The organism is Methanobrevibacter arboriphilus (assembly GCF_019669925.1).
GTDB classification, from domain to species: Archaea; Methanobacteriota; Methanobacteria; order Methanobacteriales; family Methanobacteriaceae; genus Methanobinarius; species Methanobinarius arboriphilus_A.
Genome location: NZ_AP019779.1, coordinates 1,170,037 through 1,188,215 on the forward strand (window position 1 = coordinate 1,170,037; position 18,179 = coordinate 1,188,215).

An 18,179-nucleotide genomic window follows, 5' to 3' on the forward strand; every position below is an offset into this window, starting at 1 on the left:
AATTTTTTGAAAAATCTAAAATAATTTATTAAAATAATTAAAAATTATTACTACTTATAAAATTTATAATTTTAATATACAAAAAATAAAAAAAAGTTTCCTAATTAATTAGGAAATACAACACTATTTGCCATTTGAACAGCTAAATCCCTATCATAAACAGAAACTATAAAAACCGCCTTATCTTTTTCATCATTAATAACAATGATTGTTGTCATATTCTCATCTTGACCCCATTTAAAAGCTTTAGCATTAGATGAAAGATTAGTTATATTAATCTCAGTTAAATTATTTAAAATAGGTTCAGATCTAATTAATTCTTCAATAAAACTTTTATCAGTGCCAGTTGTATAAGTATAAATTGAAATTCCTTTAATCATATCTTCATAAATATTTAAATCATTTTTTGCAAAATTTACATTAGATGGAACACTAATAATAACATTATCAAAAGTCTCATTCTTCATAGAATCAGAACTAGCAGGGCTTAAAAAATAAAAAACCCCTATTGCAGAAACAACAACCAAAAAAGCAATTATCACAACCAATATTATAGCAAAATTCTTATTACCCATAAAAAAATACACCTCCTAAAAAAACATAAGATAATATTAAATATACAACAAAATAATATATAAATATTACTAAAAAAAATAAAAATAATAATAGATTAAACACTTAATAAAATACTAATTTTCAAATATCCTATTTATTCTTACAAAACTTATTAAGTAAATTACTAAGTTTAAGTAACTATTGATTTGAAATGATGCAAACATTGAAATAAGTTTATTAAAGTAAAACTATTAAAAAGTAGCTACTTGAAAATATATAAGAAAGATATTATAGTTTAAAATATCTATAGGTAAAATATATAAGCCCTACAATTGGAACAATGGCAAAAACCATGAGACCCCAAAAGAGTAAGCTTAAAATCATACTAATAAAAATTATTAGTGCTGCCAAACTTATAAGATATATAATTCCTTCTTTTGTATCAGTATCAAGAAATCCTTCTAATTCCCCATCATCATTAAGACGTTTAGGTAAAAAATATTTATTTAATAAAATCGGCCCTAAAAAACACGCAATAAGTAAAACCATAGCAACCACAATAGCCAATACAGGATCCATATTTATATACTCAAAATAATTCATCTTTAACCATCCATCTTATAATATAACTATATTTAATAAACTATTCATTTTTCTCCTGTTTTTTCTTTTTTCTATCTTCAATACAACCAAGAATAACTCCCAAAATCATTACAACAAACAAACCAACCGTTACTAATTGTGGAGGTTCTATTTTTACATTAATACTTAATAATGCAATTACAAATATAACATATAATAATATAGGGAATACCAAGTATTTTATTATCATATTTGTTTTCATTTGTTCTATAAACTGTTTTCTTAAATCATTATTAACTACTATAATTAAAATAAAAATAATTAATAATATTAATTTAAAAAATAAAGCATCCATTTTAAACCCACTGTAAATAATATTAAGTTATTTATATATAATAATTCCTCTATGAGTATAATGCATATTCAATATATTTTAAAAACTCTTTCCTTTAATCTGTTAATTTGAAAAATCTCTTGTTAATTCTATCATACGATAATCATTCTATACAATTATCTGTATTTTTTATTATTATAATTTTCTATATTAATCATCCAACAATACAGAATAAATGAATAATCTATTAGAAAAATTAATATTTAAATTAAGAATTTAAAAAGAAAATAAGAAAAGTATATGGTTATTTTTTATAATAGTATGTTGTTGCTTTATATTTTATATAACCATTTTTAGCATTATAATCTATTGTTTCCCACTTACCTGCTTTAAACCATTTACTACTATAATGATTTTTAACAAAGTAATCTTTGCTTTATATAAATGATATTTAGAAGGAGAATAATAACCTAAATTAGTTGCTATGTCTGTTTGTTTTCCCACCTATCCATAATCTTTTTTATGGTTGTGTTTTTTCTCACAATGACCATAATATATTCTATATCTTGTTTTTAGGTCCAATTTTAACAGTGTCAATTACTCCATCATAACTATTATCTCTAAATTTAATTGATTTTTTATATAGTTTTACTCAATACTGCTGATACATTACTTAATGTAAATCCTATTACTGCTGTAAATAATATTAATAATAATATTATCCTTTATCCATTTTTTTAGATCCTCCTTAAAAATTATCTTTAAATATGTTTTATAGAGGATTATTATTCTTTTAATGAATTTTCGATTATTTCAATATCTTTAGGACTTAACTTATATAATTCATAAATTAGTCTGTTTATTTTATCGTCTGTGATTTCTATTTGTTTTTCTAATAGTTTTTTATCATGCGGATTATTAGCATTAGATAAATCCTGATTTAATTGAATCATTTTATCCACTAAATCAATGAAAGGTTGTTGTTTATCTTTATTTATATCTTTTATAGGAATTTGAGAAAGAGGTTTTTGATATAACTCAAGAGCATCACCTTTCTTTTTTCCTTTTTGATTAAACCAATTATAATACAATTTAGAATTAATCAATGCTAATACATATTTTAAGTCAATATTAGTTTTCTCTTTTTTGTCGATTATGAAATAAACATCGGATGAAGCATAAAAATCACATTCATTATATGAAAAATCATTTAATTTACTTCTTTGAGGTATAACAATTTTGCGAGAATTGAAAATCCTATTTTCACGAGATCTTACTATACTATACCATTTTTCTCCATTTTTTCCCCTAATTGATTTAATTAAAGGTTTAAATTTTAGAAGATGTTTTTTAATAAAAGGATAGTTATCTATTAGAGTATTTTTATTACTATATATCACATATTTATTTGCAATTTTTTTATTAGAATATCTTTTAATATCTGAATTTTTAAATAATGGTTTTAATAAATTTCTTTCATTTTTAGGAGTATTTTCGAAAAATTCATTAGAAACTATAAAAACATCTTCATTTATGACATAATTATTTTTTATTTTATATGTTCCATCTTTAATTTTGTTTATATGACTTTTACTAACTTTATCTATACCTGTTCTAAGTCCAGTTTTAACATCACACTTTTTAGTTATAATAACCCCTTGGTCACTTATTTTATTTAAGATTTTTAAAATAGAATCAGTTTTTTTATTTCCGGAAGGAGAGTTACCAGAACCCACAATTCTTAAATAATTATTTTCTCCTTCAAACAAATCATTCTGATTTATTTTAAAATATTCAGTATTTTCATCTTTGTGATTAAAAATTGATTTGATTAAAAATTCCGAAGCATCCCCCTTATTTTTTGTAATTAGATTTTCAGCAAAATCTTTTCCTTTATATTTTTTCTTGAGTATGGTTATAATATTGTGTTGTCCTTTTGCATTTTCAAAAATTTTTAATTCGTTAAAATCTAACAATTTTAGAATAGTAGTTCTTTCTTTGAAATCTTTTCTTAAGTTAAAAGCACCATCTGCTGTTAAAAAATAATTAGTTGTAATAAAAGATATTAATCCATTCTTTTTAGCAATATCTATAGACTTATGGAAAAAGAAATAAAATAAATCAACTTTCACCATATTTCTAGCAAAATCATTTCCCCATTTAGTAGAGAAAATAGGAGCGAAAATTTCATTATTATTTTTTTGCCCAACATATGGTGGGTTTCCTATTATTGCATCAAATCCTCCATTAGTCATTATAGTATGAAATTCTTCTTCCCAATCAAAAGGATTTATTTTTTTTATCTCTTCTTGTGTTAAATCATTATTTTCTAATATATCCGTTCCTATAAGACTATTTCCACATCTTATATTATCTCCAAGATATGGCAACACCCTTTCTTGTATTAATTTCTTTTGTTGCTCGAGAGCATCTTTATTCTCATTCTCCAATACTTTCAACAGTAAACTGAGCTTAGTTACTTCAACTGCTTGTGTATCAATATCAACACCATAAATATTGTTTAATAATATTTCTTTTTTCTTTTGTATTGTTAGGAAATATTCTCCTCCTTTTCCTTGATATATTGTGTTTTTAGGGTGTTTGGTTAACTTTGAATAATAATCAATATGCCATTTTAAAAGATAATTATGCTCCAAGTAAGAATGATCCACTTCCACATGCAGGATCCAGTATTCTTATTTTAGATACTTTTTTTGGTGTTTTACCTTTACATATTTTCCCAACTGTGTTTTCTACTATATAATCCACTATGTATTGTGGAGTGTAATATACTCCTCCTGCTTTTTTCACTTCTGGTTTTTCTTCAATTTTAGCTTGATGTGAAGGAGTTAATCTTATTATTTTCCCTAAAAATTGCTCATAAACATTTCCAAGTATCTCTGGAGATAAAACACTGAATTCGTATGGTGATAATGGGTAGTATAAGTTTTTTATTATTTCTTTAAACACACTATTATCAATTTTTAATTTTAGTGTGAATGTGTCAGCAGGTTGACTTATGTTTTTCTCTTCTTTAAAGTGGAATAAACCTGAATTGTATTTGGCATCTGCTTTTATGCATAATTTTCCAAATTCAGCGTAAATATTTGGTTTTTCAAGTATTTTTAACAATTTTTGGTAAGGTTCTACTCCCCTATCTTCGGCCATTCGTAGGAATATTATCCTGTCTATTGTTTGTTGAACTGCGTAATTTAAATCTTCAACTGATAATTCTTTATTTCTAAGGGCTATGTTTTTTGCTAATATTAGTCTCCAGTTTTCTATTTCTTTTAGGAATTCATCATCAACTTCGCTTGTTCCTTTTTTACCTGTGCTTTTAGCATATTTATCGAAGCTTCCTTTAAGGACTGCTTCTTTTGATAGTATGTTGTATATTTCATCCCATTTTTCTATGTAGTCGGTGTATTTGTATAATGCTACTCTTCCTGTTGAAACATTATCTTTGTTTGAAGGTCTTGTTTTTGATTCATATATTGCTAGTTCTTCAAAGTCTGTTAATACTGATAATGATAGTTTTGCACTCCATGCGTATCTTCTTAATTGGTGTGCAGGGTTTTTGTCTTTAGCAATGTTTACTGATGGCTTTTTTGCTTCTACAAAGAACATTCTTCTTCCATGTAAAGTGAAACTATAATCAGGAGCTTTTGTTTTACCTCCTACTTTTATACTATCTTCAAGAATAACATCTCTATATTGTGGTGCAGTGTCTTGTTCATTATTAACATCCCATCCTAATGCTATGAATAATGGATCTATAAATTCTTGCCTTACTGTTGTTTCATTATAGGAGCTACTTTTGTAAGATTCAATGTTTTCTTTAAATTTTTCAACTAGTTTTTTCATGTTATTTGGAGCTTCTTTAATAACTAACACACACCAATCATTTAAAATATTATTTTCTTAATATTATGTTTTGATACTTTCTTATTAAATATTTTTCTAAGTTATATTAATAGAAAATATACAAAACTAAATAATAATTTAAAAAAAATTATAAAATTAAGAAGAAAAAACAAAATCTAATAATAATATAAAGAAGAAAACTTAATGTTAAAACAAAAATTCCTACCTCAAAGTATTTATAATCATATACAATTGAAAATAAAAAATTTTTTTAAAAAAAATTAAATAATGAAAAACAATGAATCAAAAAAGAACTATAATATTGATTTAATATGAGAAAATAAAAGATAGAATAAGAACTACTATCAGTTTAATAAACCATTGCTTCAAAAATCTTAATAGCATATAAAGTTCTTATAGTTTTACTATTTTAAATATAGATAACTTAAGAGAATTATATAAAAATTTAGTAATTTGTATTAAGATTTTCAATAATATTTTTTTTAATTAAATATGTTTTAATACTTCTTTTCCAAGTTCTTTAATTTTATATAATCTTCCTTGATTATATGTTATTTTTTAATATTTCGAGAGCTTCAAATCCTTTAGAGGTTAATTTATATAATCTACCCTTTTTAACATCATCATCTAAAACTTCAACCATTTCATGCTCTCTAAGTTCTTTTAATGCTCTACTTGTTTCTCGCATTGGAATTTTAAGAGATTTGGAAATATCTGTTGGAGTTTTAAACTTATTATTTATATCTGAAATAACTAAAATTCTATATTTTCCAGCTTTAAGAAAACTTATTTCTTTATAAAACTCTTTTTTAATATCCATATATATGTATTAAAATATTTTATAATAAAGTTTTAAATGTGAAATAATATTTTTTAATCTTTTTTACACAACATTTATATTCCATTTTATATTATATTAATATAGATTAAAAAATCTACAAAAAAGTTTATAAAAAATTTATATGAAGTAAAATTTTATGGAGAAAAATAAAAAAATTATTTTAGGAATTGTAATAGCTGTTGTTGTAGTAGTTATTAGTATAGTTATTATTAATTATATCACTGAATTAAACAATGAGGCTGAAATGGAGGCATTGAATAATGATCCTGAAGCTAAAACTCTATTATTTTTAGCACAGAGCGATATTAATAATGATAATTTAATAGATCGTTCCGAATTAATAACCTATTTCAATTCTAGTAGTGACCCCGAAAGTATAGCAGATGAATTCTTATCATACGATTCAAACAATGATGATGCATTAAATAAAAATGAACTATTCAATTATATGTCCAATACTACATAAAAAAAAGCTTTTTAACAAAATATTTTCAAAATAACAAAAAAAATTAAGAAAAAAGAGGTACAAATTTATGAAGAAAAATAAAAAAATTATTTTAGGGATTGTAATAGCTGTTGTTGCTGTTATTGGTGTTGGAGTTTTAATTAGTGCTATGAATAATGGTCCTACTGCTGAAATTGGTGGAAACACATATCACATTGGAGACTATATTAGTTTTGAAGCATATAATTCAAATTTAACCTTAGACACTTATGTAACACAAATTGATGAGAAAGCTATGTATAGTGAAACCAAAGACGGTAAATACATGGTTCAGTGGGATTTAGAAAAAGGGAATGGAATATTAGTTAAATACCCCGATAGCTATTTATACAATTATTAAAGGTAAGATCCAATATGAAAAAAATATACATACCACTAATAGTTATTTTACTAATATTAGGACTAATAGGAGGCATATTAATAGGAAATATATTCTTCCACCCACAAAATACTAATAATAATGTTAATGAAATAAGCAACAATGATAATACTATTAGAAATATTAGTTCTAATCCCACATGGCACAAAATAGGAACATATAACGGTATTGGTGATGATAGCATACAAATCAACACTAAAGGAAGTAAAATAAAAGTTGTTTCAACTGCTATGCCTATTAAAAACTATGCTGATAATTCTCTAACGACTATACTTAATCAGGGTAGTAGGACAGTTGAGATGTCGCAAATGTCATGGAATAGTAAAAGTGCAGTAGCTACAAAAACAAAAACTATAGAAGTTTCAGATTCAGGTAACTTTGAAATTGTAATTTCAACCTATGAGTTACAATGGTGGAATATAGAAGTATACGAATACTATTAAAAAGGTAAGTTGAAACTTATGGAAAAGAAAAAGAAAATAATTTTAGGAGTATTTATTATTATAATAGCTGTTATTGCTGTTATTGCTTTAAGTTCTTATAATCAAAGTGTTGAACGAAATGAGTTAATGAAAGAAAAGTATAACCAAGGTTACAAAATAGATTTCAACACAACTAATATATCTGTAATTACTAATGAAATTCAAGGAAATGTTCAAGATATTACCAAAATCGAAATATTAGACCCCACATATGATAATTGGGCAATTATTGATAACGAAAACAAACTAATGTATATAGGGAAATTCGGATCAAGCCAAGTAGCCGTTTACACACTATCTTAGAACATGAAAAAATGAATATAATAATTAGAGGAGGTTGAAAATTTATGGAAAAGAAAAAGAAAATCATAATTGTTATTATAGTAGCAATTATTGCTGTTGTTAGTGTTGGAAGTTACATTACTTATGAATGGTATATGAATACTAATTTTGAAAATAATTTAAAAGAAGCTAATTCATATGCAAATGAGAGAGTAGATACTTCTAATGAAGTTTCAGCAGATAGTGAAACAATGTTCACAACACAAAAAGAAGGATCAAGAATCATAACAGATATTATAAAAAATATAGATGAAATAATAAAATCTACCGATAATGAAATAAGTAAACTTGAAGAAGCTAAAAATTATGCTCAATCACCTGCAGAAAAAAAAATACATCGAATTACAACTAAAAATAAAAAACAACTATAAAAAAACTTATGAATTAATGAAAGAATGTAATAATTAGATAGGTTGAAAATTATGGAAAATAAAAAGAAAAAGATTATCCTAATTTTAATTATTATAACTATTATTATTGCAGTTATAGGTGTTGTTAGTTATAATAATTCAATGCAATCAGAATGGGAAGTCAATGATATAGCTAGAGAAATTTTTCTTAGTGGTGAAATGATAAATGAAATTACTGATATAGAAAATATGAATCTTAATAGTGTAGAAAAATGGCTAAATAATAAAGGTGTTTATCCTGATGGTAGTGTTGAAAGACTTGACTATTATGAATTCTACAATACTAAAACGGGCGAATTTTTAATTGTTGAAAAATCAACCGGCATTGTTTCTTATAGTGTTCACAAAGACATTATAGAAAAAAGAGCATATTTAAGTGATCCATTAAAATACGGAGAACCTTCAGTTACTTTACCGGGTGAAGATGGAAAAAATGGTACAGAAGATGATGAAACACTTACTTATGAAGATTTAAATTTACCTGGAACTGGTTATTGGGACTAATTAATATTTAATCTAGGAAGTCCAATACTCAAATTTTTTATTTCATTTTATTAAATAAGACAATTATTTATATATCTTATATTTCTATTCTTTTTCACGAATTTTAATATAACTTTGCTATTTATTTACATTTTAATATCCAATGTTTCTTTTAACTTATCTATTTTCTTCTTTAGTATGTATTTTTAAATATTATATTAATTTTATATGGAATTTTATCCTACTTTTCTCTAATTCATCTTCATTTTTAAAATATAAGTTTTATATATCAATAAACTTTTTAACATCAAAATAAAACCAATCAAAAAATAAAACATCTACACAGCAAATAGGTGAGTAATCAAGCTGGATAATTCACTGAAATCCTAATCGTTAGAGCGCAAGTTCAAATCCCTCCAAGTCCTTTAATTATTTTTAACATTGAAAATAATAAATAAATCAATTAAAAGGATTATTATAAAAATAACCATAATAATAACTTTAATTGGTAAAATGACAACATTTGATTATATTTTCCTTCTTTAAGAAGAGTTTTATTTTCTATAAAACCCAATATTTTTCACTGAAAATAAGTATTTTGAACTTATAAGGTAATTTAAAGAGTTTAAGTTCCTAATCTAACTTAGAGAGATTGAATTTTTATTAATGTTAAAAAAATATTAAAAGTATTAAAAACAAAATATTAATAATATAATGCTAATAAGAAAAATTTAAACCTAGTATTTATAAATGGATGAGATTTTTTGAATAATTTAAACCGTGACTTGAGTTTGTGGGGAGCAGCTAGCATTGGAATTGGGGCAATTATTGGTACAGGTATTTTTGTTCTAATTGGGGTTGCTTCAGGTCTTGCTGGACCAGCGGTTGTTTTTTCTTTCATAATTGCAGGTTTAACAGCTTTATTAACTGGATTATCATCTGCAGAACTTTCTTCTTTCATTACAGAGGAAGGAGGAGGTTATATATATGCTCACAAAGCTTTTGGAAAACTTATGGGTTTTGTTATTGGATGGGTAAAATCATTTGATTATATAATTGGATCAAGTGCAGTTAGTATTGGCTTTGCTTCTTATCTTACATATTTCTTAAATATAGCTCCACTTCAAAGTATAATCATTGCTGTAGCGACTGTTTGGCCAATTGTACTTACAATACTTAATTTAAAAGGGATAAAAGAAACATCAAAAGCAAATACAGCTCTTGTTATCTTAAAAGTATCTGCATTAATTGTTTTCATTTTAGTTGGGACTTATTATATTATGAATCACTTTAATATTAGTAATTATCAACCTTTTTTCCCTAATGGAATTGAAGGAGTTTTTTCAGGGGCAGCTATCATTTTTTTTGCATTTATAGGATTTAATACTATAACTATAGTATCTGAAGAGGTTAAAAATCCCAAAAAAAATATTCCAAAAGCAGTGCTTTTATCTTTTTCAGTATCTTTATTTTTATATATAGGTGTGGCCTTAGTAGCTATTGGATTGTTAAATTGGAAAATATTAGGTTTATCAAGTGCACCTCTTGAAGCTGCTCTTTCTATTGCAACAAACAACTTTTTTATACAAAAGTTCATAAGTATATCTGCTTTATTTGCTACTACATCAGTAATTTTATCCTCTATTATTGGTGTATCTAGAATATTATTTTCAATGGCTCGTAAAAACTTAATTCCAAATGTCTTGAGTAAAATTTCAAAAAATGGTACTCCATTTTATTCTTTGATCTTATGTGGTTCTGCTATACCATTAATAGTTATATTTTCTACAGGTAATCTCAAAGAACTTGCATCAATTTTCAACTTAGGAACACTTTTAACTTTTGCATTTATTAACTTAAGTTTATTACAACTTAGAAGGACATCTCCTAATGTTAAACGTGGATTTAAAGTTCCTTTTTTTCCAATCACACCAGTAGCAGGCGTTATAAGTTGTATATTTTTATCTTCATACTTAAGTCCAAGAGCATTCTTATATGGGGGAATATGGATACTATTTGGATTACTAATATATTATTTAAATAAAAAAAACAATACAAAAAATAATAAACCTCAAACAATGTAATTAAATATGATAATATGTTTACTTAAGCTAAAAATAATAAATTTTACTTTAAAATTATCTAAAAACTCTGCAAAAATATATTCCATTAATTTTTAGCTATAAATTAAAATATTATAGTTTTATAAAATCTAACTGTTCATATGAATATTAATGAGAATAAATGAAAACCCAAAAAAAATACTAATAATTAAAAAACTAAACAATAACTGTTATTATTTTTTTTGGACTTTTAGCCTAATTTAGAAAGGTTAACAACCCCTAATCGTTAGAAAACGAGCTCAAATCCCTCCAAGTCCGTTTAATAAATGATTTTTTGATATTATTTTTTGAATATAAATTTATTAATATGTTATTTGGGAAATAGAGTAAATTAATTATTTATTAATTTTTAATAACTTTTAAATAATTATAATAAACTTTAAAATCTTTAATTTTTAAGTTAAAACTTTATATTTTTCAGATTTTTTATTGTTTTTAGATTTATAGTATTTTTTAGTATTTTCTTCTGAAGTTAAGATAGGAAAATTTATATATTCAAAATTATCAAAATATAATTATCTATTAGAAATAGCTATATTAAAAAATGTTTCAGAAAGTTTCAAACAACTTTTTGAGTACTATAGACCCAATAGGATAAGATAATTATGAGAAAATATTATATGGATAATCTACGTTGGATTGTAATTCTATTATTATTCCCTTATCATACTTTACTTATCTATAGTGGTATTGGATCTTATTATTTCCACGTTGCAAATAATATTTTTGCAGACACATTTATTTTAATTTTTGCCCCTTGGTTCATGCAATTATTATTTGTTATTGCAGGAATTGCAACATTTTATTCACTAAAAAAAAGAAACATTACACAGTATCTAAAAGAAAGAGTTTCAAAACTTTTGATCCCATTGATTGCAGGTATGATATTAGTTATACCATTTAGTGTATACTTCGTATTCCTGTTCTATGGTTACACAGGAAATTTTATAGACTTATGGATTAGTATTTTCACTAATCCTGACCATATAGTTGGTATTTTCACTACTTCTAACCATACAGCTATAGGATGGTCATTACCAATTGGGCCACTATGGTTCTTACTTTATCTATTCATAGTATCCCTACTTGCACTTCCACTAATTTTAAATCATGACAAACAAAATTACATAATAAAAAAATTTACCATTCCTAAACTTTTACTAATGGTTTTTCCATTAACTATAGGAAACTATTTTCTCAATATATTTCCAGAAAAAAGTATAATTGGGTTCTTTTTACTATTCGTCTTCGGATATTTCCTGTTATCAGACGATACTGTCCAGCAAAAACTGGAAAAGCATCGCTGGCCACTTTTTATATCATTTATTATTTTATTGACTATCTATATCCAGTTGGTTTTAGGTGGTATTGGCTCCTCTACAAACACCACAACAGCCACATCATTATCCCTATCTACAATTATCTATGGATTTTTAGCAAACTCATACATTAACCTCATCATGTGGCTAGGAATGCTGGGAATAATTGGTATGGGTAAACACTACCTTGAATTTAAAAATAAAGCAACAATATACCTTTCTTCAGTCTCATTTCCAATTTACATATTCCAAATAGTATGGATCAATATGTTTACATACTATATTATAAAATGGATTCCAAACCAGATAGCTATCCAAGTTATCCTCATCATGGTGTTGAGCTTCATTATGACAATTATCAACATCGAAGTTATAAGAAGAATTCCACTTATTAAAACACTATTTGGAATGAAAAACTAATTTATCACAGAAAATCTCGGTGAAAAGCCTTTTCGAGCAAAAAATTAACAATATTAACAATTTTCAACAAAAGATTTTAAATTTATTAAGTCTCTCTTTAGGATAAAAGAAGGAAAATCTAAAAAAAATAATAATATTTTATATTTACACAATTTAGGTATAACAGTATAATAAATATTTTTATCAACTTACAACATTTTTAACCTATTTTGAAAGAATTTAAACTCTTAATATTAATAATTACAAATATCCATGGAAAATAAGAAAAAATACAGCAGATAAAAATAAAATAAACAAACATGAAAAATTAATTTAAATTTTAATAATCAATTAGCTAACACCTAGTTTGGATAAGGCTAACGACTCCTAATCTTAAGATCAAGGGTTCAAATCCCTCCAAATCCCTTCTTGAATAGATGATAATTTAAGTTGTTTAATGAATATAAATGATTTTTCATATTTATCCTTCAAAATTTCAAATATTCTAAAATAATGTTATTATTTGAAAAAAAATCAATACTAGATACTGTAAATAATAATCGATTGTTATGAAATTTTTATTATATATTTTATTTATTTTATTATGCCAATACCAATTAATTCATCCTAATGCCTAGATATATTTATAATTAGGTGAAAATATCCTTTAAAAAATATATTTTTATAAATATTATTTATTTTAAGAATTTTTAAAATATCAAGTACTACTAATTTAAATATAATGTTAATTTAAATATGATTTGCATGAATTTTTTTTATATATATTACAGATTGTTTCAAATCTAGCTAATATATTATAAAATTCATGAAAATGAATAAAAATCATATAATTATAAGGAGAAAAAATATGGCATCAGAAAATACATTTGCTAATCCAGCCCCCTTAGGATTTTTTGGGTTTGGAGCCACGACGATATTACTCAGTTTACATAATGCAGGAATTGTAGATTTATCAACAGTTATTCTTGCAGCGGCAGTTTGTTTAGGAGGTTTCGCACAAATCATAGCAGGAATTTTTGAAATGAAATTTAAAAATACCTTCGGAGCTACAGTTTTCATTTCATTTGGATTTTTATGGCTTTCATTTGCGATGATCTGGTTATTACCAGGTATTGGAAATATTCAACCAGCTGATCCTATTTCTATGGGTGTACTTTTATTTATTTTTGGTTGTTTTACAAGTCTTATGTTTATAAGCTCATTGAAACATACAAAGATTCTTCAAATTTTATTTATCCTAGTTTCAATCTTGTTCTTTTTGTTAGCTATAGCTGATATTACAGGAATAACTATTTTAAAAATAATTGGAGGATATGTTGGAATATTATTAGGTATAGCATCTATTTATGGCTGTGTTGGGCAAATTATTAACAATGATTGGGAAAAAGATATTTTTAAATTATAAATAATTATTATTTTTTTCTTTTTTATTTTTTATTTTAATTCTTTTTTAATAATATATTAAATATATTCAAAATTTTTATAACCATAGCTAATTAATAATATTTGATTTATAATATATTCTAAAGCTTTATTCTAAACTTTTTTATGTAATATTAAAAATGCTAAAATGCTAATATCAAAATAATTAAAAAAGAAAATGAAAATAACTAAAAAATAAAATATAAAAGCTTTAAATTATTAGTTTTTTGTGTATTAAAATATTTTATTTTATTCCAAAAATAAATCTAGTTAACTTAAACCGTTGACATAAGGCATAAAAACCAATAGATAGTGATACAGTTAATATAAATATTAATATCATCTGAATATAAATATTTGAAGTTATTTGTATTATATAAAAGGCAACTGCAACAAGTATTGATTCATGAAAGATATATATTGTAAAGGATGATTCAGATAAATATTGAAGGATATTACTTGTTTTATTTAAAAATATTTTACCTATTGTTAATAATAAAAGAATGCAAACCCAGCCATAAAATGCTTGGTAATAAAAGGATATAGGTCCAAAAATACTTCCGAAATATATAGCTCCAACAAGGAAAACAACTGTCAATAGTAAAGTTAATATTCCTAATAACCACTTATTTTTTTCAAGTTTCATCATAACATTATCATTTGACAAAACATAATACCCCAATAAAAAGAAAGCAAAAGACATTCCAATACTTTTGCCCTCTCCACTACTAAGTATAGGATACAAAATAACCGGAATTATACCTAATAAAATTATTGTAAAAATTGAAAAGTCCTTATTACTTAAATCAATCTTATATTTTCTTAATAACAGAATAATTGGTACAGCTAAACATGAAACTATAAATAAAAACAAAATAAACCATGCTGGTCCAAGAGTTAAACCACCATCATATCCTGTAAGATCTGTAACCTTAAAAAAAAGAGGATAAAACTCTAAATAGTTAATTTGAATATTTTCATGAAATTTCAGCCCATAAAAAGATAAAATTGGATTTAAAAGAAACATTGCCGCTATGAATGGAATTAACAATCTTTGAACTCTTTCTTTAAGATATTCTCCAATACTTCTTTTTCTCAAAGAATAAAAAGATGTAATTCCTGCAATAGTAAATAATAAGGGCATTAACCAAACTAAAGATAGTATAATGACATAAGTTAAAAAGTCATTGTTCCCCTGTTTTATATAATAGGGTAAAGTAGAATAAATTAAAAAGATATGTAGAATGATCACTAAAAAAATTGCTAAAAGTCTTAAAACATCAAGATAATATTTCCTCATATTCTTCCCCATTATAGTATATAAAATCCATTATAAGATATATAAAATAAATTATTATTTAAGAATTATATAAACATTTTTATTATTTTTAAAAATTTTCTATTTTTAAAAGTTTAAAAACGAAGTTTTTATTATTAGTGAAGTTCTGATTTTTTATGTTTAAAAATAAAGTATTTATTATCTATATAAATATCTTAAAATAATATTGAATATTTTATATTTTAAATATTTTCATTTATATTTACTTGTTTTTATAAACAAAATGAATATTATACTAATTAACTTTAAAAAGTTTCAATAAAATTGAGAAAGAATTAAATATAGTATAAACAAAATAATAATTAGTATAAGTTAAGCTTATATAAGTTAGACTTATATTTAAAACGTAAAGGAGTTTAATAAATGAAAATCGTAGAAATTTTTAAAGATGGATTAACATATCCATCAAATAATTGGCAAAATGTATTAATCTTAGGATTATTGACTATAATAGCTAATATCGTTTTAGTTATTCCTGCTATTGGAATAAGCTTAAATAGTATTGGTTTCACTGGAATAGTACTTACTATAGTTTCTATTATAAGTTTTATAATAAATTTAATTATAATGGGATATGGTTTTAGTATAATTAAGAATACTGTCAATAATATGGACACAATTCCATCGTTTGAAATTGGCAATGATATTTTGAATGGGCTAAAAATTTTAATTATTTCAATAGTATATTACATAATACCAGTTATAATAACTATATTAGTAGCTATCGCAAGCGGAGCATTCAATAATTTAGCTCAAATAATAGCTCTCAGTGGAGGAGCTGTTTCAAATGAATTAGCGTTTAACTTATTTGCTTCATTTTTCGCAGTAATGATTGTGGGAATTATTTTATTAATCATAACAACATTGATTATAACTATTGGTATTGCTAGATTTGCAGAAAAAGGAAATATGGGTGCTGCATTTGAATTTGGTGAAATATTCAATACAATTAAAAAGATTGGATGGGGAAATTATATTGTATGGTATATTTTATTGTTCATAATATTATTTATCGTTGGATTTATTATGGGAATAATCAATTTAATACCATTCATAGGATTTATAATTACTTTATTAGTTATCAACCCATATCTTGTTATGTTCTCTTCAAGAGCGACTGGATTAATCTATAATGAAAAAAATAGCTAAAAATTAATTAAAAACTAGATAAAGCTAATTAGTATATTTTTAAGTATTATACTTCTAAGTATATTTTAATAGTATATTTGGGATTTTAATTATAATAGAATAATTCATAGAAACAATATTAATAATTAAGGATAATTTATTTATCCTATTTTATTCCTTTTGTTAATTATTTTACCCTTTTTGCCTATTTGCTCTTTTTATTATCTTATTTTACTCTATTTTATTTATCGATTTTTTTTCTTTTTAAAATTTTAAAAATTAGAATAATTTAAATTATGAAAATAATTTAAAATATGGGACTATTTAAAATATAATAATATTCAAAATATAGAAATAAATTAAAATATGATAATAGTTTAGAATATAATTTTTTTATTTAATTTCTTTCATTATTCAAATTATTAATAAAATAATTAGTAAATAGCTTATGAACTAATTTACTAAATATTTGCAACTTTTTTTAAAAAATTCTAAATATTACAGAAAATCTAAGTATTTTAAAAAATCTAAATATTCTATAAAACAATTTATATATAAATATAAATATATACTTAATCGTCACAAAAATGTAGTTAAATATATTGAAATAACTAAAATTTTATTAAAAATTTTATAAACTTTATAAATTTTATATTAAATTTATTGTAATCTTTTAAAAATATTTTAAAAATTAATAAAATATAAAAATAAATAAAAAGGGGAAATGATGGGGAATAATACTACTAATGAAAAAAAAATTAAAAAAAGAATAGAAAAAGTAAATGATTTGAGTATTCATGACGATTATGAAGCAATAGCTGAAATGAAAGATATGATTAGAGACATTCAAAAAGATATGAAGAATATGATTGAAAAGTCTAATGAAAAATATTTAAATTTAATGTATTCAAACCTCAAAAATGAATTCATTGGATCTATGAATGGATATATGATAGATAAAATGGATCCTGAATTAGAAAAAAGAATGGTTAATCATTGTGATATGAAACAACAATGTAAAAATGTATTTAAAAAATATTTAAAAAAGCATACTATCGATTTAAATCCAAAAAATCTAACACCAGAAAAAATAGGTGAAATTAAAACAGAATTAGAAGATTTAAGAAAAGTTAGTAAAAAAGAAGAGTGTGATGTGTGTTTTAATGAAGTTTCTAACATATTTGAAAATCAAATAAACTTAATTAAATCATTCAAGATTTATGATAATCAAAAAGAAGAAGATCAAAAGAAAATATCTGAAATTAATGAACAAAAGATTGTTAAAGGTTTTTTAGATCCTATATCTCATGAAAAACGGTTGAAAATATTAAAATCAATAGCTCTCGAGCCACAGAGTTTTTCATCCCTTTCTAATATAACCAATTTGAAAGGAGGAAATCTTATATTCCACATAAACAAGCTAATAGAAAATGATTTAATATTTCAAAAACAAGACCATGGAGAATATATACTAACAACAAAAGGATTTAAAACTATACAGCTTGTTTTAAACATAAACAGCTGATTTTTAATAATTATATCATAGTATAAACTGTTTTATTATAATATATTTATTATTATAAATATTCATTTTAAGCTAATTTTTACCTTTATCTAAATTTTTACTCTT

At 23.7% G+C, this 18,179-nt stretch carries 19 protein-coding genes; 11 read left to right on the forward strand and 8 right to left on the reverse strand.

Annotated features, from left to right (window positions below):
• Window positions 1-104: 104 nt before the first annotated feature.
• From MarbSA_RS05220 to MarbSA_RS05250, 7 genes are all read right to left on the reverse strand, one after another.
• Window positions 105-575, reverse strand: coding sequence for a hypothetical protein (locus MarbSA_RS05220; RefSeq protein WP_054834643.1), 471 nt, complete (start codon window positions 573-575; stop codon window positions 105-107).
• Between the two features lie 268 nt (window positions 576-843).
• Window positions 844-1,134: a hypothetical protein gene (locus tag MarbSA_RS05225; RefSeq protein WP_221062010.1), complete on the reverse strand. Its 291-nt coding sequence runs from the start codon at window positions 1,132-1,134 to the stop codon at window positions 844-846.
• Window positions 1,135-1,198: 64 nt separating this feature from the next.
• Window positions 1,199-1,492, reverse strand: coding sequence for a hypothetical protein (locus tag MarbSA_RS05230; protein WP_054834644.1), 294 nt, complete (start codon window positions 1,490-1,492; stop codon window positions 1,199-1,201).
• Window positions 1,493-1,837: 345 nt separating this feature from the next.
• Window positions 1,838-1,975: a hypothetical protein gene (locus MarbSA_RS05235; RefSeq protein ID WP_156314552.1), complete on the reverse strand. Its 138-nt coding sequence runs from the start codon at window positions 1,973-1,975 to the stop codon at window positions 1,838-1,840.
• 281 nt (window positions 1,976-2,256) lie between these two features.
• The gene (locus MarbSA_RS05240; protein ID WP_221062011.1) at window positions 2,257-4,149 is read right to left on the reverse strand and encodes an Eco57I restriction-modification methylase domain-containing protein; all 1,893 of its coding nucleotides are present in this window, start codon (window positions 4,147-4,149) and stop codon (window positions 2,257-2,259) included.
• Window positions 4,118-5,365, reverse strand: coding sequence for an N-6 DNA methylase (locus tag MarbSA_RS05245; RefSeq protein ID WP_221062012.1), 1,248 nt, complete (start codon window positions 5,363-5,365; stop codon window positions 4,118-4,120). The genes MarbSA_RS05240 and MarbSA_RS05245 overlap by 32 nt, the downstream gene beginning before the upstream one ends.
• 535 nt (window positions 5,366-5,900) lie before the next feature.
• A complete protein-coding gene (locus MarbSA_RS05250; RefSeq protein WP_054834648.1) occupies window positions 5,901-6,176 on the reverse strand; it encodes a winged helix-turn-helix domain-containing protein in 276 nt (91 codons plus the stop codon).
• A gap of 157 nt (window positions 6,177-6,333) precedes the next feature.
• On the opposite strand from MarbSA_RS05250, the gene MarbSA_RS05255 reads away from it, so the two are divergent.
• From MarbSA_RS05255 to MarbSA_RS05295, 9 genes are all read left to right on the forward strand, one after another.
• Window positions 6,334-6,663, forward strand: a complete 330-nt coding sequence (locus MarbSA_RS05255) for an EF-hand domain-containing protein (RefSeq protein ID WP_221062013.1) — start codon at window positions 6,334-6,336, stop codon at window positions 6,661-6,663.
• A 67-nt stretch (window positions 6,664-6,730) separates the two neighbouring features.
• Window positions 6,731-7,042 (forward strand): hypothetical protein, encoded by a 312-nt coding sequence (locus MarbSA_RS05260; protein ID WP_221062014.1) that lies wholly within the window; start codon window positions 6,731-6,733, stop codon window positions 7,040-7,042.
• Window positions 7,043-7,056: 14 nt separating this feature from the next.
• On the forward strand, window positions 7,057-7,524 hold the full coding sequence (locus MarbSA_RS05265) for a hypothetical protein (RefSeq protein WP_054834651.1): 468 nt from the start codon (window positions 7,057-7,059) through the stop codon (window positions 7,522-7,524).
• Window positions 7,525-7,542: 18 nt separating this feature from the next.
• Complete coding sequence (locus tag MarbSA_RS05270; protein WP_156314553.1) at window positions 7,543-7,866, forward strand: hypothetical protein; 324 nt, start codon at window positions 7,543-7,545, stop codon at window positions 7,864-7,866.
• A 44-nt stretch (window positions 7,867-7,910) separates the two neighbouring features.
• Entirely contained in the window at window positions 7,911-8,276 is a 366-nt protein-coding gene (locus tag MarbSA_RS05275; protein WP_054834653.1) for a hypothetical protein, read from the forward strand.
• 51 nt (window positions 8,277-8,327) lie between these two features.
• Window positions 8,328-8,819, forward strand: a complete 492-nt coding sequence (locus tag MarbSA_RS05280; RefSeq protein WP_054834654.1) for a hypothetical protein — start codon at window positions 8,328-8,330, stop codon at window positions 8,817-8,819.
• 743 nt (window positions 8,820-9,562) lie between these two features.
• Window positions 9,563-10,882 carry an APC family permease gene (locus MarbSA_RS05285; RefSeq protein ID WP_221062015.1) on the forward strand — a complete coding sequence of 440 codons (1,320 nt, stop codon included), beginning with the start codon at window positions 9,563-9,565 and terminating at the stop codon, window positions 10,880-10,882.
• A gap of 659 nt (window positions 10,883-11,541) precedes the next feature.
• Window positions 11,542-12,660, forward strand: a complete 1,119-nt coding sequence (locus tag MarbSA_RS05290; protein WP_221062016.1) for an acyltransferase family protein — start codon at window positions 11,542-11,544, stop codon at window positions 12,658-12,660.
• Between the two features lie 847 nt (window positions 12,661-13,507).
• A complete protein-coding gene (locus MarbSA_RS05295; RefSeq protein WP_042702388.1) occupies window positions 13,508-14,065 on the forward strand; it encodes an acetate uptake transporter in 558 nt (185 codons plus the stop codon).
• A 261-nt stretch (window positions 14,066-14,326) separates the two neighbouring features.
• Here MarbSA_RS05295 and MarbSA_RS05300 read toward each other — a convergent pair whose 3' ends face one another.
• Window positions 14,327-15,382, reverse strand: a complete 1,056-nt coding sequence (locus MarbSA_RS05300) for an acyltransferase family protein (RefSeq protein WP_221062017.1) — start codon at window positions 15,380-15,382, stop codon at window positions 14,327-14,329.
• 402 nt (window positions 15,383-15,784) lie between these two features.
• Here MarbSA_RS05300 and MarbSA_RS05305 point away from each other — a divergent pair, with 402 nt between their 5' ends.
• The gene (locus tag MarbSA_RS05305; RefSeq protein ID WP_042702392.1) at window positions 15,785-16,570 is read left to right on the forward strand and encodes a DUF4013 domain-containing protein; all 786 of its coding nucleotides are present in this window, start codon (window positions 15,785-15,787) and stop codon (window positions 16,568-16,570) included.
• A gap of 706 nt (window positions 16,571-17,276) precedes the next feature.
• Window positions 17,277-18,074 (forward strand): winged helix-turn-helix domain-containing protein, encoded by a 798-nt coding sequence (locus MarbSA_RS05310; protein WP_221062018.1) that lies wholly within the window; start codon window positions 17,277-17,279, stop codon window positions 18,072-18,074.
• The last annotated feature ends 105 nt before the right edge of the window (window positions 18,075-18,179 follow it).